This is a genomic window from Nocardia amamiensis NBRC 102102 (genome assembly GCF_001612745.1).
GTDB lineage: Bacteria > Actinomycetota > Actinomycetes > Mycobacteriales > Mycobacteriaceae > Nocardia > Nocardia amamiensis.
Genome location: NZ_BDBA01000189.1, coordinates 1 through 26,637 on the forward strand (window position 1 = coordinate 1; position 26,637 = coordinate 26,637).

Annotated in this window: 25 protein-coding genes and 2 pseudogenes; 15 read left to right on the forward strand and 12 right to left on the reverse strand. The window is 67.9% G+C overall.

Annotated elements, in window-relative coordinates:
- The 4 genes from NA4_RS29235 to NA4_RS29250 all read left to right on the forward strand — a co-directional run.
- Window positions 1-535 (forward strand): TerD family protein (locus NA4_RS29235; protein ID WP_169811143.1); only part of this gene is annotated, 535 nt, incomplete at its 5' end.
- A gap of 605 nt (window positions 536-1,140) precedes the next feature.
- Window positions 1,141-2,049: a CorA family divalent cation transporter gene (locus NA4_RS29240; protein ID WP_067477205.1), complete on the forward strand. Its 909-nt coding sequence runs from the start codon at window positions 1,141-1,143 to the stop codon at window positions 2,047-2,049.
- Window positions 2,050-2,189: 140 nt separating this feature from the next.
- The gene (locus NA4_RS29245) at window positions 2,190-2,558 is read left to right on the forward strand and encodes a nuclear transport factor 2 family protein (RefSeq protein ID WP_067477261.1); all 369 of its coding nucleotides are present in this window, start codon (window positions 2,190-2,192) and stop codon (window positions 2,556-2,558) included.
- Between the two features lie 372 nt (window positions 2,559-2,930).
- Window positions 2,931-3,833 (forward strand): S1C family serine protease, encoded by a 903-nt coding sequence (locus NA4_RS29250; protein ID WP_174553014.1) that lies wholly within the window; start codon window positions 2,931-2,933, stop codon window positions 3,831-3,833.
- A 333-nt stretch (window positions 3,834-4,166) separates the two neighbouring features.
- On the opposite strand, the gene NA4_RS29255 is transcribed toward NA4_RS29250, so the two are convergent.
- Entirely contained in the window at window positions 4,167-4,844 is a 678-nt protein-coding gene (locus NA4_RS29255; protein WP_174553012.1) for a TVP38/TMEM64 family protein, read from the reverse strand.
- Window positions 4,845-5,025: 181 nt separating this feature from the next.
- Here NA4_RS29255 and NA4_RS29260 point away from each other — a divergent pair, with 181 nt between their 5' ends.
- The 5 genes and pseudogenes from NA4_RS29260 to NA4_RS29280 all read left to right on the forward strand — a co-directional run bounded on the left by NA4_RS29260 (window position 5,026) and on the right by NA4_RS29280 (window position 11,347).
- On the forward strand, window positions 5,026-6,882 hold the full coding sequence (locus tag NA4_RS29260) for a methylmalonyl-CoA mutase family protein (protein WP_067477208.1): 1,857 nt from the start codon (window positions 5,026-5,028) through the stop codon (window positions 6,880-6,882).
- On the forward strand, window positions 6,882-9,161 hold the full coding sequence (gene scpA / locus NA4_RS29265; protein WP_067477211.1) for a methylmalonyl-CoA mutase: 2,280 nt from the start codon (window positions 6,882-6,884) through the stop codon (window positions 9,159-9,161). The genes NA4_RS29260 and scpA overlap by 1 nt, the downstream gene beginning before the upstream one ends.
- Window positions 9,158-10,207, forward strand: a complete 1,050-nt coding sequence (meaB, locus tag NA4_RS29270; RefSeq protein WP_067477214.1) for a methylmalonyl Co-A mutase-associated GTPase MeaB — start codon at window positions 9,158-9,160, stop codon at window positions 10,205-10,207. The genes scpA and meaB overlap by 4 nt, the downstream gene beginning before the upstream one ends.
- Before the next feature lie 88 nt (window positions 10,208-10,295).
- Window positions 10,296-10,466, forward strand: a pseudogene (locus NA4_RS29275) (PNPOx family protein); the annotation flags it as partial.
- A gap of 212 nt (window positions 10,467-10,678) precedes the next feature.
- A complete protein-coding gene (locus tag NA4_RS29280; RefSeq protein WP_067477220.1) occupies window positions 10,679-11,347 on the forward strand; it encodes an L-2-amino-thiazoline-4-carboxylic acid hydrolase in 669 nt (222 codons plus the stop codon).
- A gap of 51 nt (window positions 11,348-11,398) precedes the next feature.
- On the opposite strand, the gene NA4_RS29285 is transcribed toward NA4_RS29280, so the two are convergent.
- A complete protein-coding gene (locus NA4_RS29285; RefSeq protein ID WP_067477223.1) occupies window positions 11,399-11,893 on the reverse strand; it encodes a MarR family winged helix-turn-helix transcriptional regulator in 495 nt (164 codons plus the stop codon).
- A gap of 108 nt (window positions 11,894-12,001) precedes the next feature.
- On the opposite strand from NA4_RS29285, the gene NA4_RS29290 reads away from it, so the two are divergent.
- The gene (locus NA4_RS29290) at window positions 12,002-12,643 is read left to right on the forward strand and encodes an NAD(P)-dependent oxidoreductase (protein ID WP_067477225.1); all 642 of its coding nucleotides are present in this window, start codon (window positions 12,002-12,004) and stop codon (window positions 12,641-12,643) included.
- Window positions 12,644-12,664: 21 nt separating this feature from the next.
- On the opposite strand, the gene NA4_RS29295 is transcribed toward NA4_RS29290, so the two are convergent.
- Window positions 12,665-13,549 (reverse strand): amidohydrolase family protein, encoded by an 885-nt coding sequence (locus tag NA4_RS29295; RefSeq protein ID WP_067477228.1) that lies wholly within the window; start codon window positions 13,547-13,549, stop codon window positions 12,665-12,667.
- Window positions 13,546-14,598: a nucleoside hydrolase gene (locus NA4_RS29300; protein ID WP_067477231.1), complete on the reverse strand. Its 1,053-nt coding sequence runs from the start codon at window positions 14,596-14,598 to the stop codon at window positions 13,546-13,548. The genes NA4_RS29295 and NA4_RS29300 overlap by 4 nt, the downstream gene beginning before the upstream one ends.
- 116 nt (window positions 14,599-14,714) lie before the next feature.
- Between NA4_RS29300 and NA4_RS29305 the strand changes: the two genes are divergently transcribed.
- The gene (locus NA4_RS29305) at window positions 14,715-15,284 is read left to right on the forward strand and encodes a TetR/AcrR family transcriptional regulator (RefSeq protein WP_067477268.1); all 570 of its coding nucleotides are present in this window, start codon (window positions 14,715-14,717) and stop codon (window positions 15,282-15,284) included.
- 154 nt (window positions 15,285-15,438) lie between these two features.
- Here NA4_RS29305 and NA4_RS29310 read toward each other — a convergent pair whose 3' ends face one another.
- The 3 genes from NA4_RS29310 to NA4_RS29320 are packed head-to-tail and all read right to left on the reverse strand — an operon-like array spanning window position 15,439 to window position 17,103.
- The gene (locus NA4_RS29310; protein ID WP_245671636.1) at window positions 15,439-16,260 is read right to left on the reverse strand and encodes a helix-turn-helix domain-containing protein; all 822 of its coding nucleotides are present in this window, start codon (window positions 16,258-16,260) and stop codon (window positions 15,439-15,441) included.
- Between the two features lie 17 nt (window positions 16,261-16,277).
- Window positions 16,278-16,787, reverse strand: coding sequence for a DUF6879 family protein (locus NA4_RS29315; RefSeq protein ID WP_245671637.1), 510 nt, complete (start codon window positions 16,785-16,787; stop codon window positions 16,278-16,280).
- On the reverse strand, window positions 16,777-17,103 hold the full coding sequence (locus NA4_RS29320; protein WP_067477236.1) for a hypothetical protein: 327 nt from the start codon (window positions 17,101-17,103) through the stop codon (window positions 16,777-16,779). The genes NA4_RS29315 and NA4_RS29320 overlap by 11 nt, the downstream gene beginning before the upstream one ends.
- A gap of 245 nt (window positions 17,104-17,348) precedes the next feature.
- On the opposite strand from NA4_RS29320, the gene NA4_RS29325 reads away from it, so the two are divergent.
- Window positions 17,349-17,654 carry a hypothetical protein gene (locus NA4_RS29325; protein ID WP_067477239.1) on the forward strand — a complete coding sequence of 102 codons (306 nt, stop codon included), beginning with the start codon at window positions 17,349-17,351 and terminating at the stop codon, window positions 17,652-17,654.
- A gap of 121 nt (window positions 17,655-17,775) precedes the next feature.
- On the opposite strand, the gene NA4_RS29330 is transcribed toward NA4_RS29325, so the two are convergent.
- A complete protein-coding gene (locus tag NA4_RS29330) occupies window positions 17,776-18,141 on the reverse strand; it encodes a hypothetical protein (protein WP_157129375.1) in 366 nt (121 codons plus the stop codon).
- Window positions 18,142-18,263: 122 nt separating this feature from the next.
- Window positions 18,264-19,604, reverse strand: coding sequence for a CoA transferase (locus tag NA4_RS29335; RefSeq protein ID WP_084497534.1), 1,341 nt, complete (start codon window positions 19,602-19,604; stop codon window positions 18,264-18,266).
- Window positions 19,605-20,206: 602 nt separating this feature from the next.
- On the opposite strand from NA4_RS29335, the gene NA4_RS29340 reads away from it, so the two are divergent.
- The 3 genes from NA4_RS29340 (at window position 20,207) to NA4_RS29350 (ending at window position 24,308) form a co-directional block, all read left to right on the forward strand.
- Window positions 20,207-20,752, forward strand: coding sequence for a hypothetical protein (locus tag NA4_RS29340; protein ID WP_067477246.1), 546 nt, complete (start codon window positions 20,207-20,209; stop codon window positions 20,750-20,752).
- Window positions 20,753-21,082: 330 nt separating this feature from the next.
- On the forward strand, window positions 21,083-23,452 hold the full coding sequence (locus tag NA4_RS29345; RefSeq protein ID WP_157129376.1) for a hypothetical protein: 2,370 nt from the start codon (window positions 21,083-21,085) through the stop codon (window positions 23,450-23,452).
- 94 nt (window positions 23,453-23,546) lie between these two features.
- Window positions 23,547-24,308: a thioesterase II family protein gene (locus tag NA4_RS29350; protein WP_067477253.1), complete on the forward strand. Its 762-nt coding sequence runs from the start codon at window positions 23,547-23,549 to the stop codon at window positions 24,306-24,308.
- 18 nt (window positions 24,309-24,326) lie between these two features.
- On the opposite strand, the gene NA4_RS29355 is transcribed toward NA4_RS29350, so the two are convergent.
- The 3 genes and pseudogenes from NA4_RS29355 to NA4_RS29365 form a co-directional block, all read right to left on the reverse strand.
- Window positions 24,327-24,713 (reverse strand): DUF2784 domain-containing protein, encoded by a 387-nt coding sequence (locus NA4_RS29355; RefSeq protein ID WP_067477256.1) that lies wholly within the window; start codon window positions 24,711-24,713, stop codon window positions 24,327-24,329.
- A 60-nt stretch (window positions 24,714-24,773) separates the two neighbouring features.
- Window positions 24,774-26,204, reverse strand: coding sequence for an SDR family NAD(P)-dependent oxidoreductase (locus tag NA4_RS29360; RefSeq protein ID WP_067477277.1), 1,431 nt, complete (start codon window positions 26,202-26,204; stop codon window positions 24,774-24,776).
- 85 nt (window positions 26,205-26,289) lie between these two features.
- Window positions 26,290-26,637 (reverse strand): annotated as a pseudogene (locus NA4_RS29365) (alpha/beta fold hydrolase); the annotation flags it as partial.

The following is a 26,637-nucleotide window of genomic DNA, read 5'->3' on the forward strand; positions in this document are numbered from 1 at the left end:
GGCCGAGCCGGTGGCGCTGGCTCGCGGCCAGGTGATGGATCTTCCGGTGGGCGAGTACGGTCCGGATTGGACGATCCGGGCGTCCTGGACGCAGAACGGCAGCTGGGCGGTGGATCTGGTGGCGTTCCTGGTCGACGGAGACGAGCAGGTCGCCGGCGACGAGGACTTCGTCTTCTACAACCAGCCCGAGACCCGGGGTGCGCGGTTGAGCGCCGACGGTCCCGACGAGCAGTCATTCGCACTGCGCCTGGAGGACCTGCCCGGACACGTTCGCCGGATCGTGCTGGCCGTCGCCTTGGACGGCGCCGATGTCACCTTCGGTGACGTCGGCGCCCTCGAGTTCGAGGCGACGCCGGGTGTCGAGGCGGGCGTCGTGGCCCGCGCGACGTTGGACGCGGCCACCGAGGAGCGAACGCTGCTGCTCGCCGAAATCTATCTGCGTGGCGATGTCTGGCGCTTGCGCGCCGTCGGACAGGGCTATCGCAGCGGTCTCGCCGTGCTGGCCCGCCGCTATGGGGTGGATGTGGAGGAGTAAGAGCGGGTCGAGTCACGCATCGGCATCGCACCGAAAAGTGTTGTCCTGCAGGTTGTTCCCCTGTCCGGTGCCCGCAGATTTCCGGTGGGTGGCGCGCTGTCGAATACTTGGTCAACTGATTGACGTACCCCGGCCGGGGGTTTCTAATGATGGATGGCGCAATTCGTGCGTCGATCGACCGACGGAACGAGGTGAGCGGCAGATGCCGGATGACAGTATCGACGTCTACCGCCGAGCCGTCGTCGCGGAACTGGTTGTGCCGGTTCGTCGTTGATCTGTGCGTGCGATCGATGGCCGGGCGGTTCCGGCCTGATCGTCCGGCGCGGTACGGAATTCCATGGTCGTCCCTGGTGGACGCGGGGCGGCGAGCTCTGCCCTGGTTTTCGTGCGGCGCGGCCGGTCCAAGCGCGTCCATCCCTGGTGGGGGAGGGGTGCGCTCACCCCGAACGATAGTAAGTATTGGAGCCCTCGTTATGGCCACATTGCTCGAGAAAGCCGAGATTTCATATCGCGCATCGGATCTTGCGCGCCGGGCGATTCGCTACGCGTGTCCGCAGGGGCCGGTCGGCTTCTCGTCGGGCTCGATCTTCTCGGGGTAGCGGCCGATGACCATCTTTCTCGACGCCGTGACCGCCGACCACTTCGATACCGAAGTGCTCCAGCAGCACTGGATTCCGCTGGCGAGAGCGGATACCGACACCTCTGCCGTGCTCCGGGAACGGCTCGGCGTCGACTTCGCCGCCGCAGGCGACCGGGTCTGGGAGACCGACGACTTTCTCTATTTCCCGGTGGCCGCCACGTATCAGCGCGGCGAGACCATCGAACGCGAGACGATCGTTTTCGCGCTCGGCAGTGAGTTCCTCGTGACGCTGCAGCCGTCCGAGCATTTCCCCCCGTTCGACCGGGCGGTCGCGAAGATGCGCCGCAACCCGGAGCTCACCGGCTCCCCGCACGGGGTGATGTACGCGCTGCTCTGGGCGCTGAACGAGACATCGGAACGGGTGATCCGGGCGATGAGCGCGACCCTGGCGCAGGTGCACGACGAGATCGAGACGGTGACCGGCGGCCGCGCGATCGACCTGCGCGCCGCGATGTCGCGGATGGACGCGGCCGAACAGAATGTCGCCCGTATCCAGGAGACCCAGCTGCAACTGGCCCGCGCCGCACGCCACCTGGCCGCCGACATGCAGCCGGGACATCGCGAGCTGGACGAGCTGATCGGTATCCTCCTCGCGGACATCGACGGGGTGAAACAGCACGCGGGCATCCAGCACGACAAAGTTCGCTATCTCCAGCAATCCGTGCTGGCGTGGTCGGCGCTGCGGCAGCACCGGATCGTCACGGTACTCACCGCCATCAGCGCGATCTTCCTGCCGCCCACACTGATCGCCACCCTCTACACATGGCTGCCCGACGTGCAATGGCAGTACGGGTTCCTGGTCGCCACCGCGCTGACCTTGCTGGCCGCGGCGCTACCGCTGGCCTACATCAAGAAGAAAGGTTGGCTGCGCTGAGTCGTACCGCTACCGGTATTCGGCAATCATTACCTCGCGCGTAATCGACGCGGTGACCAGTGCACGGCAAGGTAGTGGTCAGCCGATCGGAGAGATCCGGTTCGGATGACGAAAACCATTACGGCACAGGAGGATTCATCATGTCGCGCTACCAGGAAGCGGTCGATCGGTATTTCGCCGCATGGAATGCCACCGATGCGGAAGCCAGGGTGAAGGCGGTCGCCGCCGCGTGGACCGAGGACGGCGCGTACACCGACCCCCTCGCGGACGTCGTCGGGCACGACCAGCTGGCGGCGGCCATCGGGGGAGTGCAAACGCAGTTCCCCGGCTTCGAGTTCCGTCTGCTGGGCTCGGTCGACGGCCACCACGACATCGCGCGTTTCTCATGGGAACTGGTCTCGCTCGCCGACGGCAGCGCACCGGTCGCGGGTTCGGATGTGATCACCCTCGCCGCGGACGACCGGATCACGAGCGTGCACGGGTTCCTCGACCGGCTGCCGTCGGCGTAACGTCCCTGGACATGGGCGGGGGCCGGTCTGTCGCACCAGCCCCAACGGGCACGTCGGCCGACCCTCGGCGAACGCCCACACCGGCCCCACTCGAGCCTCGCATGTTTGTACCTCCCGACCCGCACGTGGCGCTTACACCAGTGCCACCTGACCGCGGGTTGGTTGACACCGGCCCGGTTCGCACAGTGGACAGCGGGCCAAGGTCTCGGCGCCGCCGCAGCCGGAGATCTGCCGCCCCGCGACACGCCCGGTTCACCACAGTGCGGTTGCGCCTGTGGCGAACACGATGCATCGCGCGCGTGCCGGGGGCATGCTGGACACAGTGGTGCAATTCCGGCAAACAGGGTGGTGGTCGGCGTGGACAACGCCGCGATGGATGCGTACTCCCGCACGGTGATCGCGGTGGCGGCGTCGGTGACGCCGCACGTGGCCAGCGTACGGACCAGGCGGGGGACCGGATCGGCGGTCGTGTTCACCGACGACGGGTTCCTGCTGACCAACGCGCACGTCATCGGATCGGCCCGCTCGGGAGAGATCGTCTTCGCCGACGGGGTGGAGTCCCGGTTCGAGGTGAGCGGCATCGATCCGCTGTCGGATCTGGCAGTGCTGCGCGCCCGCGGCGGCGCGCCGGACGCGGTGACGCTCGGCGACGCCGATCAGTTGGTGGTCGGCCAGCTGGTGGTGGCCGTCGGCAGCCCACTCGGCCTGGCGGGTTCGGTCACCGCCGGGGTGGTGAGCGCGCTCGGACGCGCGGTTCCGGTCGCCTCCCGCCGCGCGGGACGGGTGATCGAGGACGTCATCCAGACCGACGCCGCGCTGAACCCCGGCAACTCCGGTGGCGCGCTGTCGGATTCGGCGGGCCGGGTAGTCGGGATCAACACCGCGGTGGCCGGAATCGGCCTCGGATTGGCCATTCCGATCAATGCGACGACGCGCCGGATCGTCGGCACTCTGCATCGCGAGGGCCGGGTCCGGCGCGCATACCTCGGGCTGGTCGGCGTTCCGGCGCCGCTACCGGAGCCGGTCGCCGAACGCACCGGCCAAGCCGCCGGGGTACGCATCGTCGAGGTGATCCGCGGCGGCCCCGCCGACGAGGCCGGACTGCGCCGCGGCGATCTGGTGCTCAGCGTCGGGCGCTCGGAAGTGCGCGACGCGCAAGGCATCCAGCGGCAGCTGTTCGCGGAGGCGATCGGCGCACAGCTGCCGGTAACGGTGTTGCGCAACGGCGCCATGGTGGACGTTATCGCGGTCCCGGTGGAACTCGCCGCGGACTGAGTGCTGCGGCGAAGACACAGTCGGGCGGGGTCGGGGCAGCCGTTCGTGCATCGGGTCGTGCGAAGGCTCAGGGCAGCCGCAGAAAGGACGACAGTCGGACAGAGTCCGTCCGTAGCCCGTGCCAGGGCTGAGCGACGGCTCGAGGGAGCCGCAGAAGGGACGACAGTCGGACAGAGTCCGTCCGTAGCCCGTGCCAGGGCTGAGCGACGGTTCGGGGTGGGCGCTTGTGCGTCGGGTCGTGTGACGGTTCGGGGTGGGCGCTTGTGCGTCGGGTCGTGTGACGGTTCGGGGTGGGCGCTTGTGCGTCGGGGCGAGTGAAGGCGCGTAAGCCGCCTACGACGAGACCGGCACGGACTCGGCGGACGCTTCCGGCGAGGTCTTCCATCGTGCGTCGACGAGCAGCCCGACGAGGCCGATCGCGAGACAGATGCCGGACAGCACCAGCATCGCCGGATGGGTCGTCCCGGTGAGCGCGTCGCCGAGGATGACCGTGCCGATCGTGCCGGGCAGCACGCCCAGCAGCGTGGCGATCAGGTACGGCCAGAAGCGGATCGAGGACAACCCGCAACAGTAGTTGATCACCGAGAACGGCACTGCCGCGATGAGCCGCAGCGAGCCGACGGCCAGCCAGCCCCGGCGCGCGAGCCGGTCATCGATGGCGCGCACCGCGGGATGGGTGAGCCGGGCGGTGACCTGATCGCGGTCCAGCGCGCGCACGAGCAGGATGGCCAGCGCGGCACTGACGGTCGTGGCGCTCACCGCGAGCGTGATGCCGAGCAGTGGACCGAACAGCAGTCCTGCGCTGACGGTGAACACGGTGCGGGGGATCGGCGCCACCGTCACGAGCGCATGGACCAGGAAGAATAGGAGCGGGAAGACCGGGCCGACCGAGGCCGCCCACTCCTGGATCTGGCGTGGGCTCGGCAGCGGAATCAGCAGCGCCGCGCCGAACAACGCGGCCGCGCCGAGGATCAGCGCGACGATACGTGGGTCACGGATCAGCCTCGTCACCGGCCACAGGTTACCGGTTGGTAGTGGCGGGCAGGATCAACCGGCCCGGAATACGCCCGCTAGCATCGGGAGAAACGGGACGAATACTCGTTAACCGAAGTAGTCGCTGAGCTGGGCGAATGCGTGGGTATCGGGTGCACACTGCCGGTGCGCTCGTGTCGAGGAAGAGGAACAGCAAGCTATGCCGATTGCTTCAGATTCTGGGGCGGATCCGGTGCCCGAGTTCGCCGCATGGCGCAAGGGTGTCGCCGGAGTCCTGGCGAAGGCTCGCCGGGTCGATGTCACCGAACTTCCCGAGGAGCCCGAGCGGCTGCTCGACGAGACCACCTACGACGGGCTGACCGTTGCCCCGCTCTACACCGGCCGCGACGAGTTGCCCGAGCAGCCGCTGCCGGGAACCTTCCCGTTCGTCCGCGGACGCGACGCCACCCGGGACGTGCACCGAGGCTGGTTCGTCAGCGCCCAAGTGAGTGATTGTGATGCCGCGGCGGCCAACCGGGAGATCCTGGCCGGGCTGGAGAACGGGATCAGTGCCATCTGGCTCGGTGTCGGCGAACGCGGCGTGCCGGTGGCCGAGCTGCCGACGGCATTGGCGGGACTGCTGTTCGAGCTGGCTCCGCTCACCCTGAACGCGGGCGGCGCCGCCGACGAGGCGGCGGAGCAGGCGTTCGCCGTGCTCGACGGCTATGCGGCCCCCGCGCGCGAGGACATCCGGGTCGCACTCGGCGCCGCGCCGCTGACCAGTCGATTCGCCGGCCTCGCCGACATCGGTCTCGCGGAGGCCTGCGCACTCGCCGGACGGGCGGCAGGGCGGCCGGAGACGGTGCGCGCGATCACCGTGGACGGCACCGTCTTCCACGAGGCGGGAGCCTCCGACGCCCAGGAACTGGGCGCTGCCGTCGCGGCCGGACTGGCCTACCTCCGGGCGCTCACCGAGGGCCTCGGCCTCGCCGACGCGCTGGCGCAGTTGGAATTCCGCTTCGCCGCCACCGACGATCAGTTCGCCACCATCGCGAAGTTCCGTGCCGCCAGGCAGCTCTGGGCGCGGGTCGCGCAGGTGTGCGGAGCACCGGATTTCGGCGGCGCGCCCCAGCACGCGGTCACCTCGGCTGCCATGATGAGCCAGCGTGATCCCTGGGTGAACATGCTGCGCAGCACGCTCGCCGCGTTCGGGGCCGGCGTCGGCGGCGCGGACACCGTCACCGTGCTTGCGTTCGACTCCGCCCTGCCGCCCGGCGAACTCGGTGTCTCGAAGTCGTTCGCCGACCGCATGGCGCGCAACACCCAGCTGCTGCTGCTCGAGGAATCGCATCTGGGCCACGTGCTCGACCCCGGCGCGGGTTCCTGGTACGTCGAGGACCTCACCGCCGCGCTGGCGGCGAAGGCGTGGGAGTTCCTGCAGGAGATCGAGGCGGCCGGTGGCTACCCGGCCGCGCTGGCGTCCGGTCTGCTCGCCGAGCGGATCACCGCGACCAAGGCCGCCCGCGACACCGATGTCGCGCACCGAAAAGCCGCCGTCACCGGCGTGAACGAATTCCCGAACCTGGCCGAGCGGCCACTGTCGGAGGCCGCAAGGCAGCCGGGCCGGGTCGCCCGCTACGGCGCCGCGTTCGAGCAGTTGCGCAACCGGTCCGACGCCTACCTGGCCGAACACGGCACCCGGCCGAAAGCGCTGCTGGTGCCGCTCGGTTCGGTCGCCGAGCACAATGTCCGGGTCACCTTCGTCGCGAACCTCCTGGCTTCGGGCGGAATCGAGTCGATCCATCCCGGCCCGCTCGAGGTGAGCGGAATCGCCTCGGCGGCAACCGAATCCGGTGCGCCGATCGCGGTGCTGTGCGGGTCGGACGCGCGGTACGGGGCCGAGGCCGGTGCGGCGGTGCAGCAGTTGCGTGCCGCGGGCGTGCCCACCGTGCTGCTGGCCGGTGCGGCGAAGGCCGTCGCCGACCTGGACGACGCGCAACGCCCCGACGGATTCCTCGCCGCGCGCATCGACGCGGTCGCCGCGCTGTCCGGCCTGCTGGAGAAGGTGGGAGCCTGATGACTACTCGTGAGATCAAGCACGTGATCGGCAGTTTCGCCGAGGTTCCGCTGACCGAGCGCGCGCCGGAGCCTGCCGCGGTTGACGCGGCGCAGGTGGCGGCTTACGTGCGGGCTGCAGCGGCGGCCAACCGGTACGCACCCGAGCAACTGGTGTGGTCGACGCCTGAAGGCATCGACGTGCCGCCGGTGTTCACCAAGGCCGACCGGGATGCCATTGCGGCCGAAGGGTATCCGCTCGACAGCGTGCCCGGCGTCGCGCCGTTCGTGCGCGGGCCGTACCCCACGATGTACGTCAACCAGCCGTGGACCATCCGCCAGTACGCGGGCTTCTCCACCGCCGCGGACTCCAACGCCTTCTACCGGCGCAATCTGCAAGCGGGCCAGAAGGGCCTGTCGGTGGCGTTCGACTTGGCGACGCACCGCGGCTACGACTCCGACCACCCGCGCGTACAGGGTGACGTCGGCATGGCGGGCGTGGCCATCGACTCGATCCTGGACATGCGTCAGCTGTTCGACCACATCCCGCTGGACCAGGTCAGCGTCTCGATGACGATGAACGGCGCGGTGCTGCCGATCCTGGCGCTGTACGTCGTCGCCGCGGAGGAACAGGGCGTCGCGCCCGAGCAGCTGGCCGGAACTATTCAGAACGACATTCTGAAGGAGTTCATGGTCCGCAACACCTACATCTATCCGCCGAAGCCCTCGATGCGGATCATCTCGGACATCTTCGCCTACACCAGCGCGAAGATGCCGAAGTTCAACTCGATCTCCATCTCCGGCTATCACATCCAGGAGGCGGGCGCGACCGCCGACCTGGAGCTGGCCTACACCCTCGCCGACGGCGTGGAGTACATCCGCGCCGGCATCGACGCGGGCATGGAGGTCGACGAGTTCGCGCCGCGGCTGTCGTTCTTCTGGGCCATCGGCATGAACTTCTTCATGGAGGTCGCGAAGCTGCGCGCCGGGCGCCTGCTGTGGAGCGAGCTGGTCGCGAAGTTCAACCCGAAGAGCGCGAAATCGCTGTCGCTGCGCACCCATTCGCAGACCTCCGGCTGGTCGCTCACCGCCCAGGACGCCTACAACAACGTGGCGCGCACCTGCATCGAGGCGATGGCCGCCACCCAGGGCCACACCCAGTCGCTGCACACCAACGCACTTGACGAGGCGCTGGCGCTGCCGACGGATTTCTCCGCCCGCATCGCCCGCAACACGCAGCTGCTCATCCAGCAGGAGTCGGGCACCACCCGCCCGATCGACCCGTGGGGCGGTTCGTACTACGTCGAGTGGCTCACCCACCAGCTGGCCCACCGGGCGCGTGCGCACATCGCCGAGGTCGAGGCGCACGGCGGCATGGCGCAGGCGATCGGCGAGGGCATCCCGAAGCTGCGCATCGAGGAGGCCGCCGCGCGCACCCAGGCGCGCATCGACACCGGGCAGCAGCCGGTCATCGGCGTCAACAAGTACCAGGTCGAAGAGGATCACGAAGTCGAGGTCCTCAAGGTCGACAACTCCCGGGTGCGTGCCGAGCAGCTGGAGAAGCTGCAGCGGTTGCGCGCCGAACGGGACCCCGACGCGGTGCGCCGCGCGCTGGCCGAATTGACCCGCGCCGCCGCCTCCTCGGAGGGCGGCATGGCGAACAACCTGCTCGCGCTGGCGATCGACGCGGCACGGGCCAAGGCCACCGTCGGCGAGATCTCCGACGCACTGGAACAGGTGTACGGACGCCATCAGGCCGAGATCCGTACGCTGTCCGGTGTGTACCGCGACGAGGCAGGAAAGGTCACCAACATCACCAAGGCGAGCGAGCTGGTCGAGGAGTTCGCCGAGGCCGAGGGCCGCCGCCCGCGCATTCTCGTCGCGAAGATGGGCCAGGACGGCCACGACCGGGGACAGAAGGTGATCGCCACGGCCTTCGCCGATCTCGGCTTCGACGTCGACGTGGGCCCGCTGTTCCAAACTCCGGAGGAGGTGGCGCAGCAGGCGGCCGACAACGACGTGCACGTCGTCGGGGTGTCGTCGCTGGCGGCGGGCCACCTCACGCTGGTGCCCGCGCTGCGGCAGGCACTGGCCGATGTCGGGCGCCCCGACATCATGGTCATTGTCGGCGGCGTCATCCCGCCCGGTGACTTCGACGAGCTCTACCAGGCCGGGGCCGCGGCGATCTTCCCGCCCGGCACCGTGATCGCCGACGCGGCGATCGACCTGCTGAAGAAGCTCGGCGCGGAACTCGGTCACGAACTCGGTAGCGGCGCCGCGGATTCCGCCGCCACGGAATGAGCGAATCGGGTTCAGCAGCGCGGCACACCGCGAAGGCGGCCGCGCGCCGGACGATCGACGTCGACGCGCTCGCCGCGGCGGTCCGTGCCAATGAGCGGGCCGCCCTGGCGCGGGCGATCACGTTGGTGGAGTCCACCAGGGCCGATCACCGAGCGCTGGCACAGCAACTGTTGCTGAAGGTGACGCCCGAGGCGGGGGCGTCCGGACGCCCGCCGGTCTCGAATCGAGTCGGCATCACCGGCGTTCCCGGCGTGGGCAAATCCACCTTCATCGACGCGCTCGGTATGCACCTGATCGGTGCCGGGCACCGGGTCGCCGTGCTCGCCGTGGATCCGTCCTCGACCAGGACCGGCGGCTCCATTCTCGGCGACAAGACCCGGATGGCGCGGCTCTCGGTGGAACGCAACGCCTACATCCGCCCCTCGCCCACGGCGGGCACGCTCGGCGGCGTCGCCAAGGCGACCCGCGAGACCATTGTGCTGCTCGAAGCGGCGGGATATGACGTGATCCTGGTCGAGACCGTGGGCGTGGGTCAGTCCGAGGTCACTGTCGCGAACATGGTCGACGTGTTTTGCTTCCTCACCCTGGCCAGGACCGGTGACCAGTTACAGGGCATCAAGAAGGGCGTGCTCGAACTCGCGGACGTGGTCGCGGTGAACAAGGCCGACGGCAAACACGAGACCGAGGCCAAAGCAGCCGCTAGGGAACTCGCGGGGGCACTGCGGCTGATCCACCCGCACGACGCTCTGTGGCGTCCGCCGGTGCTGACCATGAGCGGATTGCACGGGATCGGGCTGGACCGTTTCTGGGACACGGTGCTCGAGCATCGCCGAGTGCTCACCGAAGCCGGGGAGTTCGACGAGAAGCGCCGCCGCCAACAGGTCGATTGGACCTGGACCATGGTGCACGATCAACTACTGCGCAGGCTTGCGGACAACCCGGAGGTGAAAGCGATTCGGGCGCAGGTGGAGAAGCAGGTTCGCGACGGCACCCTGACCGCGGCTCTCGCCGCCGAGGAACTGCTGCGAGCCTTCGACGGCCGCTGACCGCGGGTCCGCCGCGCGGGTCGGTCGATGCTCTTGCTGTCATTCGCCCGCGGTGCCCAGGATGTCTGTGTTCGAATGGCATTCGCCGATCGACGGACGCTGGCGCAACGGCACCGCGCACCCCCTGCCCGACGACGACCCCATCGCCCGTCTCGCCACCCTCCCGCGGATGAACAGCGCCATCGTCCGAGCACTCGGGACGAACCTGCTGACCATCCGCATCGATCTCACCGATCAGCGGCGTCCGCGTGCCGCGTGACGAAACAGCGTGGATACCGTGTCGGGACCGCGTGGAGTGGACGGCGGACTCGTGCCCATGGCATGCTACGGCGGTACGAATCAACCAGATCGTCAGCGCCAGGTAGGTCGGTGGAGCGCGTTGGCGTGCTCGTCGGTGGCGGGCACGGCCGACTCTGCCCTCGGTGGTGTGGCTGTGTTTTCGAGACCGGCGAGAGTCTCGAAAGGACCCTTGTGCACACCGACCATTACAACCTCGGCGGCGACTACGTCCCCGATCCTTCCGGCGATGCCACCGCGATCATCGATGCGTTTTTCGACCACGTCGCGGCTACCGTACGTGAGCACGACCTCGACACCGGTCTCGTCGCCGAAATGCATTCGCGCCTAGAGGAATCCGTCGCCGCCAATCGGCATCGCATCATCGACGAACCTGCCGCCCATAATCTGCGCATGACTCTCGCGCTCGTGGTGGCTTACCGGATGCTGAGTCCGCATCTGGGACGCACCGCGACGATCGCGGCGCTGCGCCGCGCGTTCGTCGAACCTCTCGGCGCTTCGGTGCGCGCAGGCACCCGCGCCATGCTGGACGCCGCGCCGGATCCGTTCGCCGCCATGGTCGCGGTATCGAAGGCGCGAGAGCGGTACGCCTTCGGCGACGGTTTCACCTTCGTGCGCCCGGCCGATGACAACCGCGCCTATCATGTGGATGTCACGCGCTGCTTCTATCACGAAGTGCTGGTCGCGCATTCGGCACCGGAATTGACGCCGGTGATGTGCGAGTTCGACGCGAATTGGATCGAGGCTATCGACCCGGCGAAGCACGGGTTCAGCTTCGAGCGGCCGACCACCATCGGCAGAGGTGGCTCGCACTGTCCCTTCCATTTCGATCGGACTCCATAAAGGCGGTTGTGCCGGTGTGGCGCAGTGGAGCGCCACACCGGTCTGCCGCAGCTAGACGGAGTCGCCGAGTGATTCGAGCAAGGTGCGCAATATGCCCGCCAGCTGCTCGCGTTGCTCGGCGCTGAGCGGTTCGAGCAGACGTCGCTCGGTCGCAATGTGATCGGGTAGCGCCGCGTCGATGAGTTCGTGGCCCGCGGCGGTGAGCGTGACGCGGATTCCCCGCCCGTCGAATTCGCTGCGGGAGCGGCGCACCAGTCCGCGCTCTTCGAGTCGGTCCAGTCGCTGGGTGATGGCACCGGAGGTGACCATGGCGGCGCGCATCAGCTCGGTCGGGGTCAGGCAGTGCGGCGGGTCGGCGCGGCGCAGAGTGGCCAGCACATCGAAGGACGCGGCGTCCAGACCGTGCGCGGCGAAGGTCCTGCGCAGTTCGGCCCAGGTCAGCTGGGACAGCCTGGTCAGGCGCCCCAGTACGGCCATGGGTGAGACGTCCAGGTCAGGGCGCTGCGCCTGCCACTGTGCGAGCACCCGGTCGACATGATCGGTCACCACCGCACTCTAACGAATAGCTCAGCGGTGAGTTATCTCATAGCAGCGATAGCTCAGCGCTAAGCTATGTTCCTTAGAACTAAGTGACTTGGAAAGGGGCGCCACATCATGCGTATTACGGTGTTCGGCGCGGCAGGTGACGTGGGGCGTCGGGTGGTGGCCGAGGCGTTGGCACGCGAGCATGAGGTCACCGCCGTGGTTCGTGATCCGGGTCGTGCGACCACCGTTCCCGCCGAGGCGGTGGTCCGGCGTGGCGACGCGTCGAGACTCGACGACGTGGTTTCGCTCAGCACCGGACAGGATCTGGTCATCACGGCGACGAGGCCCGCCCTCGGCCGCGAGCACGAACTTTCCGTGGTCACCTCGGTGCTGCTCGCCGGGCTGGCCCGCACCGGCGTCCGGTTGCTCGTCGTCGGGGGAGCGGCCACCTTGACCGTGCCGGGAGCGGGGGGCGTGACCCTGCACGAAACACCGGAATTCCCCGCAGAACTACGCGGTATCGCCCAGGCCTGCGCCGACCAGCTCGCGCTGTGCCGCGCCGATACGGCCGCTGACTGGACCTACCTGAGCCCGCCCACCGAGCTTGTGCCCGGCAAGCGGACCGGGACCTACCGTCTGGGTACGGACGAACTGCTCGCGCGCGCGGACGGCCTCTCTGCCATCTCCATCGAGGACTTCGCGGTCGCACTCCTCGACGAAGCGGAACGGCCCGCCCACCGACGTGCCCGTTTCACGGTCGTCGCAGCCTGAGCGGGTAATCGGATCCCAGGGTCATTCGATGCCGAACAACGTCGCCGCGTTGTGATAGCAGACCTGACGCAGCCAGTCGTCGCCGAGGTCGAGCCGCTCGAGCGCCTGGATCGAATGGCCGTAGGAGTGCGGGATATTCGGGAAATCGCTGCCGAACAGGATGCGGTCGGCCAGGGAGCGCAGCCTGCTGTGCTCGCCGACCGGGAAGGGGGCATCGGCCTCGGAGAAATCGGTCCACACCATGGTGGTGTCGAGCCGGAGGTTCGGGTAAGCCTCGGCAAGGTCGAGGAATTCGGAGTACTCGGGCGTGCCCATGTGCGCGATGATCAGCGGTAGGCGGGGAAAGCGCCGCAGCACACCGGCGATCGGTTCCGGCCCGGTGTGCGTTCCCGGCGCCGGTCCGGAACCGCAATGGATCACGACGGGGATCTGCGCGTCCTCCAGCAGGCCCCAAACCGGATCCAAGATCGGGTCTCCTGGATGGTAGTCACCGACTTGGACATGCGCTTTGAAGACGCGGGCTCCGCCCCGCGCGGCCGCGGCGACATAGCTCTCGGCCTCCGGCTCGGGAAAGAACGTCGCGGTGTGCAGGCAATCCGGGGTGCGCGCCGCGAAGTCGGCGGTCCATTCGTTGAGCCATGCGGCCATCTTCGGCTTGTGCGGGTATACCAGCGCGGTGAAGGCTCGGACGCCGAAGTCGCGCAAGGTCTTCAACCGGACCTGTTCGTCGGCGCGGTAGGTGATCGGCCAGGCGCGCCCGATCAGCGGACCGGCCGAGTCGAAGTATGCCCACACCTTCCGCAGCACCTGGTCGGGCATGAAATGGGTATGGACGTCGACGATTCCGGGGAGTCCGAGCTCGGTGCGGAAGGCGGACAGGTAATCGGTGTCGTCGGGGCCGGTCACCGGACCTCCTGGGCGGCGGGCGGGTGGACCGTCCGTGCGAGATCGCCGATCCGGGTGATCATCCGTTCGAAGAAGAGCTCCGGGTCGGTGCCGATCACGATGTCGGCGTTCGGTTCGCGTCCCCACATGCCCGCCCAGTCGGCGACCGTGGTCGCGCGGGTGATGGTGCCCGCCAATTCGACGTCCACCGTCGCCGGCCGGGTGCGCGCCAGCGACGGATCCAGCGCCACCGCGGCCGCGAACGGATCGTGCATGTGAGCGAGGTAGCCCAGGTCGTAGCCGTCGTGGAAGTCGAAGTAGAACCGCACCGCGTCGGTGACGTGCCGGACTATCGGATTGCTCGCGACCGAGCGGGACCCGGGCGGCTCCGCAGACGAGACGTGTTCCACCGGAAAGCTTTTCGCGCGCTCGGCGAGACGGACCAGGTGCTCGGGTCGCATCTCGATGGTCTCGGTGACGTCGAGCGCGCAGACGATCGGCCTGCGGTCCGCCGGTGCCGCGGCGAAGGCGTCGAAGACCTCTTTGGCGGCCTCGGGATCGACGTGCACGTTCCATTCGTTGGTCGGCGTCGTATTGCCGGGGTGGTTGAACGCGCCGCCCATGATCACCAAGCGGTGCAGCAACACCGGCAGTTCGGGCTCGATCCGCAGTGCGAGGGCGAGATTGGTCAGCGGGCCGGTGCAGAGTCCGACGATCTTGCCGGGATGCGCACGCGCCAGGTCGGCCCACATCCGCGCGGCCGAACGCGACGAGAGGCGGCGGGCGGAGGCGGGCAGTTCGGCGTACCCGACACCCTGTGGCCCGTGCGTGTCCTCGGTGGTGCGCAGCGGGATCGCCAGTGGGTCGGCGGCGCCGAGCGCCACCTCGATGTCGGGTGCGTGGCAGACATCCAGCCAGGCGAGATTGTTGGCCGCCACCTGCGCCGCGGGCACATTGCCCGCGGTGGCCGCGATCCCCGCGATCTCGGCCTCGGGGGAGCCGAGCAGGTACAGCAGGGCGAGGGAATCGTCGATGCCGGTGTCGACGTCCAGGATGATCTTCTGCCGCACAGCATGAGACTATCCATCCGTAGCGCTGCCCCCGCGCCGAGGTGCCGATAGCTCGGAAGTGGCGGAGTTGGTACATACGTCTAGTACATTTGTCTGAGACGTTGTAGCCTGTGATCATGGGAAATCGCGAGGATCTGCTGGCGGGAGCGCGAAAGGTCATCATCGAGCGCGGCGTGGCCAAAGCCACGGCCCGTGACATCGCCTCCGCCGCCGGTGTGAGCCTGGCGGCGATCGGTTACCACTTCGGCTCCAAGGAGCAGTTGATCACCGAGGCACTGACCGACGCTCTCGGCACCGCGATCGGCGACAGCATGGAGGCGCTGATCCGCCAGGGCGGCGCTACACCACTGGCCGCATTCGCCGCCCTGTGGAATGCGATGCCAGCGGTATTCACCGACAATCGCGACAGCATGCTGGCGAGCATGGAAAACCTGGTGCGCGTCGCGCGCTCACCGGAATCCCAGAAATTCTTCGCCGAGAGCCTGCCCGGGGCGTATCGGGACATGTCGGAGGCCCTGCGAGCGGCGCACCCGCAGTTGAGCGAGGACCAGGCAGAGGCGATCGCGGAGCTGTATTTCGTGCTCGTGCAGGGACTCGGCGTGCTGCAAACGATCGTCCCGGAGGCGAAGCTTCCGGACGGGGACCGGCTTGCGCAGGCGGTGGCAGCTCTAGCTAGCCGCTGCTGATCAGTCCTCGCTCGCCAGTTCTCCGGGAGATATGGCGCAGTCGAATTCGCGGATCGGCTGAACCCGTAGGCCCGGGGCCAACCTGGCCCGGCTGATTGAGCCGGAACCAGGGTGGTCGGACAATCGGAGATTCGCGTCGACGCAATGCATACGCTCAGGAGGAAGCGGACCGCCGCTCGAGGGCTGCGGAAATCAAAGCACGCGCAGCCTTGCCCGTCACGGACTGCTTCGCCAAGACGTCGAACGCTCGCCCGTACGTGGCGACCTCGCGCGGCTGGGTGATCGTGAGTTCGGCTGTCACGTTCTCGACCATCACCATGCGATTGTCGAACATGATGAAGTTCGATATGGGAACTTGATAGGGGGTTTCGGCTGGCACGATCCCGAACAGAACCCGTGGCATGCCCAGCACGGCGAGCAGGCGATCCAGTTGTCCGGCCATGATCTGGTCATCGCCGACAGTCGTCCGTAGCGCCTGTTCGCCGATCACGAAGTGGAACCGATGCTTCCGCTGGTACAGGATCTGTTGGCGTTCCATCCGCTTAGATACGCCTTCTTCGAGGTCATTGGGTATGCTCTGGAACTCGATCACATTGCGCATGATCTCTTCCGCGTACTCGGCGGTCTGTAACAGGCCAGGGATGAGAACCGGCTCATACCAACGCATCAGCCGCGTCTCGGCTTCCAACTTGATCGAGGCCTGCTGCCGCCGTTTCGTGCCGGTTCCAAGTACTCGGCGCCACTCCAGATATGACGCCTCGATGTTGCGGACAGTCGCGATGAGATCCGGCAGGTGGTCGGCGGAGTTTGTGTGTTTACACCATGTCCGGATGTCGGCGTCGGTCGGTTTGGTCTTCCCATACTCGATCTTTGACACCTTGGTCTGATGCCAACCGGCGAGGTCGGCGAGTTGTGTGCCGGTGAGGCCCGAGTTGAGGCGAAGCTCCCGGAGTCGACCCCCGAGAGCTTCGCGCATTTCGTGAAGCGAACCACTCACCGGTCGGCGTACTCCGCGAGAGGAGTAGCGAGCGTCCACACGCGCTCTTTCACAGCCCGACAGTACTCGATCAACCGAGGATCGGTGGTTACGGCGCCACCGACCCAGCGGCCCGACGGCTCGAAGATCGTGTACGCCAGTAACGAGCCATCGAACAACCACCAGTCATCTACGGTCAGATCGTCCGAGTCGATCAAGTGCCTCGGCAGATAGCGGACGTTCTCGCCGGCGTCAGCATTGAACCGCGCCACCGCTTTCGCGAATCGCGTGTAGTCGGTGTGAGGTTCTGTCACTACGCGGGCGCGGTTGACCGCTACCCCACGGCCGGTCACTTCCCGCACATGATCGAGCCACGGTTGGAACCATGCATAGTCGTCTGGTTGGTCCTGAAGGAACTTCCGGAACGGCTCGAACTCCTCTGGAGTCTCGTAGGTGTCCTGGACTTCCAAATGGAACGCCTCGCGCCGGCAGGAGCGAAATAGGTCGTTGAATGCCTCATCCTGCACGAGTTGCACCGTAGAAAGTCCTTTCTGCCATCGGAACCTCGATGCATGTTTCGTCGTCGTAGAGGTCCAGTTTCTCGAGTACTTCCGGGTCGGTGACCGGCGTACCCGTCAGGGTGAACGTACCCCGCCCGGTGTCGGTCATCTGTGCCCCGAGGAACGTGTCCGGGAGTGCGAAGCCGAGCAGCAGGTGTGGAATCTCGATGGTTGCGGGTGATTCGGTCTTCCATCCCTGCGCTAGGTAGCCGTGGTCGGTCGCGTAGAGGCTGGGGCATCCGCCTCCGGTGGTGCCGCCCTTGCCGAGGAACGGTAACCGCATGGCTCGAATCTCCAATCGCTATATGTGGGTATATGCTCGCGCGCCTTCAATGTTCCACCTTCAATGCCTCTCTCGCACAGGAAAAATAGATTCCGAGCATATTGGAGCATGAGTCTGGACGAGCACGCTTCGGCTTCTTACCGTCGTTGCTTGGCACCCGACGTCGGGGTGATGCCGGTGTCGATCACAGAGCCCTCGGCGTCGGGTGCCACCACGCGAAAGTCCACGCGCAGAGGGGTATCGAGATGCCCGAAGAACTTGCAGTCGTATTGATCGTCACAGCCGTCGTCGTCGGCGTGGTGCTATTCCTGTTCTGGGTGCTGCCCTGGATGATCGAACACGCACCACAGCTGCCCGAACTCGAGCACGATGACGAACGCCTGAGCCACCACTGCCACCACGCGCCCACGGTGCCCTACACGGTTGCACAGGCGCAACGGATCATGCAGCGGCTCATCGATTGCGACGCCACTACGTGCTCCGCCAAAGCCGCGGCGTTCCGAGTTCTCGCCGAGGCTGGAATGGTCAAGCCTGCGAAGGACCTCCGATGAAACCCGTCGCTCGCGCCGATGTCCTCGGCCGCCGGAGCGCCCAAACCTGCACGAATCGGGTGATCGAGAACCTCGAGCACGCCCGGTTCGCGCTCACCCATCACGGCGACCGCGGCTGTGATCAGTTCGTGGCCGCGCTCGGGCAAGGATCGGCGGTGTTGCGATGAGGAGACGACTCGTCGGCGAAGGGTGCGAGGACGCCACGGTGCCAGGTATCGACATCCGCCAGGCTCGCGGCATCATCGCGATTCACGAGCACTGCGTCCCGGCTTGCCCTCGCAAGCGCACCGCGTCCGAATATCTGCGGCAGCGGGGCAATCGCACGGAAGACAAAACCGATGGCGCTCAGTGAGTCACAGGCGAAGGTGCTCGGTGCGATCTCCGTAACGCCGTTGACCTTCGCCGATATCCGGACCCGCACAGGACTTTCGGACCACTCCCGCCGACCGGCCAGCGGCTCGGCGACGCGGTCGAGCGTGGTGTCCACGGCGCGGGTTCCTTCCGAAACGGTGTCGATGAGCGTCATGCAGGTTCAGACGACGCGAGAACAACCATTTCATCGCCCCCACCGAGACGCCGCAAAGGATTTTCGCGGCGCCTCGGGGACGGTCAGTGCGCCGGTAGCGGCCAGGCGGGTCGATCCGCGCCGTAGACGGGCGCGGGCCAGGTGTAATCCGGGTATTCGGCGAGGGCGGGTGCCGCGGTGACGACCTGTCCGTGGCTGACCACATGTGCCGGGTTGGGTGCGGCTGCCTTGGGGTGACGCGGCGTGCGATCCGGTGCGTCGAGCAACCAGGACGCGGTGCGAGCCAGCGCGACGCGGACGTCCCGGCCGACACCGTCCTGGCCGCGGGCGACCAGCGCATCGATCACGCCCGCGGCGAGCAGATAGCCCGACGCGTGGTCCAGCGCCTGCGCGGGCAGTGCACCCGGTACCGCGGGGGCGCCTTCGAGGATCGAGATACCGGAGGCGGCTTGCACGATGCTGTCGAAACCGCGGTGGCCGCCCCACGGACCGGTCTCACCCCACGCGGACACCCGACCGTGGATCAGGCCGGGCCGGCTGGCGGCGTGCACGCCCGCGCGCTCCAACGCGCCCGGACGGTAGCCGGTGATCAGCACGTCCGCGGCGGCGATCAGCTCATCGATCCGGTGCGTGCGCAGGTCCACCAGCGCGGAGCGCTTGCCCTGGCAGGTATCCGCGTACTGCCACGGGATCTCCGGCAGCTGCGGCGGATCGACCCGCAGGACCTCGGCGCCGAGCAACGCCAGCGCCCGCGTCGCGACCGGACCCGCGATCACCCGGGTCAGATCGAGCACTCGCAGACCCCGCAGCGGCTGCAAGGGTGCCGCACCCGACGGCAAGCCGGGTTCGCCGCGGTCTGCGCGGGGTGCGATCGCCACCACGGGGCCCGCGGCGGCGGCCTGTCCCTGCGGGCTCTCGGCCCACTCCTGCTCGGTGCGGACCCGGACCGCGATCGCGCCGTGGGCGGCGGCCCGCTCCTCCAGATCGGAGGCGCGGCTCATGGCCATCTGGGCGACGGCCAGATCGACGGGCGCGGATTCGGGCAGGTCCAGGGCAGCGAACAGGCGGGCGCGGTGGTGCGGATAGTTGGCGTGCGTGCGAACCCAGCCGTCGAAGGTCGGAAAGAATCCGGACAGGTCGGTGAACACCGCCGGCCCTCGGCCCCCGACGCGGAGCAATTTCTCGCTGGAGAAGGCCGCGGTGATACGGGTGGGGTCGATGCGGTGAGCCACCGGATCGAGGCCACGCGCTTCGCGCATACGGTTCGCCGCGGCCGTCAGCGTCGCGACCGAACCGGCCGCCAGCGCCCAGACCGGTAATGTCGCGGCGAGATTGCTACCCGGGTCGGGTGCGGGGGAGATGGGCGAGGCGGTGACACCGATACCGGCCTCGTAGTCATGGACGAGCCGTGCGTGCGTGTTCACTCGCTTCAGGGTAGTTGCCGCGTCGGAGAAGTCGCGTGCCGCCGTTGATCTTCGCGCGGGCCCGGGGCGGCCACGACGGCCGGGTTGCGCCGCCGATATCTGGCGCCACCTGCGGCGTTGCGGATCGGGATGGCGACTTCGCCGGTGCGCAGGTGTGCGGTGTGTCTCGACGCCGGGGTCGTAGCCGCTCGGACCCGGTCGCCATCGGCGCCGTGACGCTGGGAGTACCCGGGCAGCGACCCTGCGATCGCGGATACGTTTCGGCGCGATTGCGGAAGGAATGCCGGTAAGCGGATCGGACCGGAGCGGGCGCACCGCGGACCGGGACGTACGCCGGACAGTGGAGTCGCGTAGGTGTTCCGGCCCGATTGCCGACGAAGACATGAAAGAAGCTGTCACACACGTCTTCTCGCCAGTGAGGATAGCGGCAGGCGACGCGAGGCCCAGTATCGGCCAATATGTCCTGGTGCTGCACCGCGGCTCACGGCGCGGAAAACAGCGCGTGAATCCGATGACCTGTCCGTCACGTGCGGACATAGGGGTAGAGCATGACTGGCCGTACCGCAACACCCCGCGGCACCGATATGTGAGGTCGAGCGACGATGACGAACGCCTATGCCGACAGTGCGGAGTACGCGGTCCCGACGAGGAGGATTGTCCGGACACCCCCTGGCCGGGAGAAGATCCCCGCTTTCGGCAACGATATGCAGCCGCGTTCCGCACTGATCCCCGACCGAGTTCGCCACGCGCCGGTCGAACACGACTACGAACTGATGGCGGTGCAGGACGCCCAGAACGCCGGATACCTGCGGGAAATCCAGGATCTCGCCGCCGAGCGCGCCGCCCTCGGCGGGGGGAAGGGCCATGATCAGGCGAACCGGCTGCGCTTGGAGCAGCTCGAGGCGGCGCTCGCGGCGGCCACGGCGGACGCCGTCGCGGCGGGTGTTCCCGCGGGCGACGTCGATCGTGCGGTGGAATACGGACGCGCCGGCGACTACTGGGCCGATCGGCCCGCGCACCGCTATCTCGCGCGCATCGCCCAGCTGATGCACGAAATGGATTCGCGGCTCAGCGAATTGGACGGTTACCGGCAGCGAGTCGCCGAACTCGAACAACGACTGGCGCGGACACCCCTCGGCGACGCCTGATCCATCCGGCCCTGTCCGCGCGGGTGCGGGCGGGCGCCGCTGCTCGGCCACATGCCATCGTGCATCCATGGCCGAGGACGCCGGCGCCAGTCGGCTGAATACATTTGCGGTTCTACCGAATCGGTTTCGGACCATCGGCGAAGAGCAGAGTCATCCGGTATTTGTGATCACGCTGGTTGTATCTCTCGGGCAATCTCTCCGCGGAACATAGCATCGCCGGACGGAACGTGCCGGTGACTCATCGATCCCGGCTGACCGATTGTCGACCGGAAAGAGCCGATTACCGTGCCGCCGAAGCCTTCCCTGACCTTCACGGATGTCGTTGCGACAGTGGGAGACACCGCAGCGCAGTGTTCGTGGAATGCCTGGGAGATGGCGTTCTGGGATCCGGCGCGCTGGCAACCGCGCACGCTGCTGGGCCGGTGGCGTACCTGGATCGGTGCGTCCCGCACGCGCCGACGAATCGTGTATCTGCTCGCGTTCGTCTTCGTGCTGTTCGTCTTTCCCGGTGTCCTCGGGGCCACCGCGATGGCCTTCTCGGATGGCCAGAGCGGGGTCGGCTCCAGCATCGACGCTGTGGGCTGGATGAACGTCCGGGATTCGGCCGGTGTCCGGGTGACCGACTACCTCTTCGCTTCCAGCGGTGGCAGCGTGCTCCGTCCGATCGTGACGATCGTGGTGGTTGTGATCGGCCTGGAGTTCGTGGGATACCTCGTGATCACCACCACCGGGGTGTGGGTGATCGGCTTCGTGATCAGCTTTCAATGGCTCGATCCGTTCGGGCGCGCGCTGACCGGAGTCGCAGACAACGTCACCGGCCAGATCGCCACCCCGCTCTTGCTGACGGTCGCGGCGGCGGTCGGGGCTTTCTTCGTCGGCTGGTTCGTGGTGCGCGGATACCACGCCAAGGCCACCGCGCAGGTGGTCACGATGGTGGGGGTCGCGATATTCGGTCCGATTTTCCTCGCCGAGCCGCTGGCGGACGTGTTGTCGTCGCACGGTCTGCTGGCACAGGGCCGTGATCTCGGGATCTCGGTGGCCGCCGGGCTGAACGGCCATGCCGCGCCGGACACCGGCCGGCTGATCACGACGATGCAGGGCGATCTGGCGGACAACTTCGTGCGGAAACCGGTGCAGGTGTGGAACTTCGGGCACGTGGTCGACGAGTCGCCGCGCTGCGCCGCCGCTTGGTCCGCCGGGGTGCGGTCGGGTGACGACTCCGGGCTGATGAACGGTCTGCGTGCCTGCGGGGACGCGGCGGCCTACGCCAAGGCCGACAATCCGGGGTTCGGGCAGGTCGGTTCCGGTCTGGTGCTGCTGTTCTGCGCCGCGGTGCTGCTGTGCTTCGGGATGTATCTCGGGCTGAAGATCATTTGGGCCGCGCTGGACTCGGTCTACCACGGATTCATGTCGATCTTCGGATTCGCCGCGGGCGGATTCGTGTACGGCCCCACGCAGACGTTCCTGGTGCGCAACATGGTGGACAGTCTCGTCGCGGCCGGCCGGATGGCGGCCTACACCATCTTTCTGGGGGTCTATGTTCTGTTCCTGGGTAATCTGTTCCGCGAAGCGCGTGGACAGGTGATGATCGTGCTCGTGCTCGGCGCCATCGTCGAGGTGGTTGCCATCCTCCAGTTGAAGCGGCTCAGCGCAGGCATCAGCCGCGGCAACGACTGGATCGCCAATCGGTTCGCCCTCGCCGTGCAAGGAGCGGGCGGCGGCGGCAAGGGTGGCGGCTCGGGCGCCGCGCTCGGGATGGGCCCCGGTGGCACGTCGCATTCCCTGTCCGGTGCCGGGTTGATCGCCGGGCTCGCCGCCGTCAACACCGTCAACAACAGCCCGATCGCGGCCTTGCTGCTCGGCAACAAACGGAATCCGCTCGACCCGCACGCGCGACTGCGGAATCGCGCGGAGCTCGGGGGCTGGCGCTCGAACGCGCTGATCAACGAACGCGGCTGGAATGTCAACTACATGCGGACCCGCGAACAGCTCATGGAGGGGGCCAGGAGTGCCGTCCGCGAGCACGGCGGACGGCACACGCCACGCAGCGCCGCCGCGGCTATCGACCGCGTCGTCAATCGCGGTGGGGGGCTGAGTGATCTGGGCAGCGCGCTGATCGATGCCGGATTCCGCGATCAAGAGATGGTCATCGACGCGATCCGGGCCTACAACTACCGCCAGAACTTCGCGCCGAGCGTCTGGGACGGAGACAAGTACATCGGCGAGGCGGCGGCGTCGCTCGCGGTGCTCAAGCTGGGTCGCTCACCCGCCAACATGGCCTTGTTCCAGCAGACAGCGCACCGGATCGCGAACCGCCGCTACATCGACCATGTCGCGGAATCCGAACTCACCCGCGAAGAACGCGACTATCTCGAGGACTACTTCCGCGCGCCGACCCGGGACAAGATCAGGGGTATCGAGGCGCTCGCCGGAGGGAGCACGATCATCCGGGACGCGGCGGGCAACATCGTGCAGTCGAACCCGGACTATCCGCTGCCCGTGCAGTTCGAAGGCTGGAGCCAGGAACGGGGCCAGTTGATGAACAGGTTCATCATGCCTCACCTCGCCGGCCAGTATCTGGACGCCGCCAACGCCGCCGATCTTCCTCGGGCGTCGGAACTCCTGCAGACCATGGCGAATTCCGAATACTGGACCGGCAATGTGAAGCTGACGCCCTCGAAGGCGATCCCGCGGTTCTGAGGCCAGAGGCAATATCCGTGCCGTACGACCGGACGACTACCGTGGGCTGATCCAGGTTGACGCCGGGACACACGACGGGCAAGGAGACCGAACCGTGGCTGGAGCCTTCACCGATTCGGAGTGGTTGCGGACTTTGCGATCCGAGACGGTCGCGCGTCACCGCCTGCTGTGCTTCCCACCCGGCGGCGGACCGGCCACGGCGTATCGGAATCTGGCCCTGCGATTCGGTGCGGGCGTCGCGGTGCACGCCGTGCAGTACCCCGGGCGGCAGGACCGGTTGGGCGAGGAGCCGATCACCGAACTCAGTGTGCTCGCCGACCGGATCGCCGCGGAAGTGCTGGCGCAGGGAGTGGTCGACCGGCTGTCGTTGTTCGGGCACAGTATGGGCGCGACCGTGGCGTTCGAGACCGCGCGCAGGCTCGAACGCGGCGGGCAGCCGATCGCCACGCTGTTCGTCTCCGGCCGCCCGGCACCGACGTTCGAGGAGACACAGCGACTGCACCTGGCCTCCGACGACGAACTCATCGGCGACCTGATCCGGTTGGCCGCCGATCCCGCGCCACTCGAGATGTTGCGCGCGGAACCGAGTCTCGCCGAACTCGTCCTGCCTGCGGTACGCGCCGATTACCAGGCGGTGGAGACCTATCGCTATCGGCCGGGCGATCGGCTGCGCGCCGATATCGCGGCACTGGTCAGCACCGAGGACCCGACGATGCGGCCCGAGCAGGCCGACGAATGGCGGGCGCACACCAGTGGTGGCTTCGATCGGGCGACGTTTCCCGGCGGGCATTTCTACCTCGATGAGCGCACCGCGGAGGTCGCCGACTTCGTCGGGCGCCGTCTCGCGCACGCGTGAAGCAGCGGCGGACGTTTCTCACTGCGGAGCGTTCAGCCGGACGGCGGCCGACTGTTGCCGCCGGATCGATACGTAGCCGATCCACGAGACCACGACCAGCACGGCGGCCAGCGACCGCACCAGCCCGAGCGCGTCCTCAGGGTAGAGCACGCCCGTGATGTAGTGGTCGATGAATCCGCTCGACGGCAGCCGCGCCTGGTCCGCGCGCTCGCGCGCCCAGTTCTCCACATGGGTCAGCGGGCATTCGAGGCCGAAGACGATCGTGCTGAATCCCCACCCGGCCGCGACGAGATGCAGCCAGATCGTGCGCGGGAAGCGCCACGCGAGGAATCCGCCGACCACCACGTAGGCCACGAAGGCGAAATGCGCGGCGGCCGTGGCGTCGGCAAGCAGCCGGTACAGCACCCCTCCAGGGTATCCCTCGCCGGCCGTCGACGGTGCCGTACGACCGCCGGCGCGACCGGCTCACCAGGGAGAAGGCTGATAGTCCTTGAGGAAGCAGCCGTACAGGTCGGTGCCGTTCTCGCCCTGCACGATCGGGTCGTAGACGCGCGCCGCGCCGTCGACCAGGTCCAGTGGTGCGTGGAAACCCTCCTCGGCGAGGCGGATTTTCGTGTAGTGCGGGCGCTCGTCGGTGATCCAGCCGGTATCGACGGCGGTCATCAGGATGCCGTCGTTCTCCAACATCTCCCGAGCGCTGGTGCGGGTCAGCATGTTCAGCGCGGCTTTGGCCATATTGGTGTGCGGATGCCCCGGCCCTTTGTAGGCACGGGAGAACTGCCCCTCCATGGCCGACACGTTGACCACGTACTTGCGCCGCGCCGCTGCGGCCGCCATCGCCGGGCGCAGACGGGAGACCAGGATGAACGGGGCGACCGAGTTGCACAGCTGCACTTCGAGCAGCTCGGTCGGGTCCACCTCGGCGACGGTCTGCACCCAGCTGTTGGTGTGCGCGAGGTCCGGCACCAGACCGCCCGCATCGATCGCCACGCCACGCGAAATGCGTTCCGGCGTCGCCGATCCGGCGACCAGGGCCAGCTCGGCGACATCGGCGGCGGAAAGGGACGGAGTCAGCGAGGCGGTCAGCGCGGTGGGGTGGGCCTGCATGGTCTTGCCGAAACTCACCACATCCGGCAGCGCGCCCGCGGGCAGCGGTCCGGACTCGGCATCGACCAGCGCGCTGTAGGCCCCGGCGGAGCGGCGCACGGTTTGCGCCGCGTTGTTGATCAGGATGTCCAACGGCCCCTGCGCGGCGACATCGTCGGCCAGGGCGACCACTTGCGCCGGGTCGCGCAGGTCGATGCCGACGATGCGCAGGCGATGCAGCCAGTCCGCGCTGTCGTCCATCGCGGTGAAACGCCGGATGGCGTCGTTGGGGAAACGGGTGGTGATGGTGGTGTGCGCGCCATCGCGCAGCAGTCGCAGCGCGATGTACATGCCGATCTTGGCGCGGCCGCCGGTGAGCAGCGCGCGGCGCCCGGTGAGATCGGTGCGGGCATCACGCTTGGCGTGGCTGCTCGCCGCGCAATCCGGGCACAGCTGGTGATAGAACGCGTCCACCCGGGTGTAGCGCTGCTTGCAGATGTAGCAGGGACGCGGACGGATCAGCGTGCCCGCGCTGGCGCCGTTCGCGGCCGAGCTGATCGGGATGCCCGCGGTCTCGTCATCGATCCGGTTCGGCGAGCCGGTCGCGGTGGCCGCGACCACCGCCTGGTCGGCGGCCGACACCGCCTCGCGCGCCGCGGACCTGCGCCGCTGCTTGAGCTTCTTGAACATGTGCCCGACCGCACGCTGCACCGTCACCGAGTCGGGATGATCCTTCTCCAGCGTTCCCGCCTGCTCCAGGACCCGCAGACAGGTCGCGAGGTCCTCGGGATCGATCATGCTTTCGGCCATCGCGGCGGGGGACATCCTTCGTGAGCTGGGCAAGCGACCGGCCCATTGTCGCAAACCCGCCCGCGGGGTAGCCCTCCGGTCGCGGTCAGCTGCTGCGCCGCGGGCTGATCGCCGTGCGGTCGGCGCGCAAGTCGTCGACGAAGTTGGCGATCGCCTCGGCGACCAGCAGGGGTTCGGTGACCGGCAGCCAGTGATCGGCCGGGACGGCGCAGCGCCACAGCTGGTCGACCCAGCGCGCGGAGGCGTCGTAGACCGCGGCCGGGACGAACGGATCGGTGGTGTCCACCAGCAATTGCACCGGAACGGCGGTGCGCCGCACCCGGGGCTCGCTCAGATGATGCAGCAGGTTGACCTGCGCGATCCGCGCACCGGCGACCAGATCCGCCGGCCACGTACGCGCCAGGCGCGCAGGCACCGGCGCGATGCCGCCGAG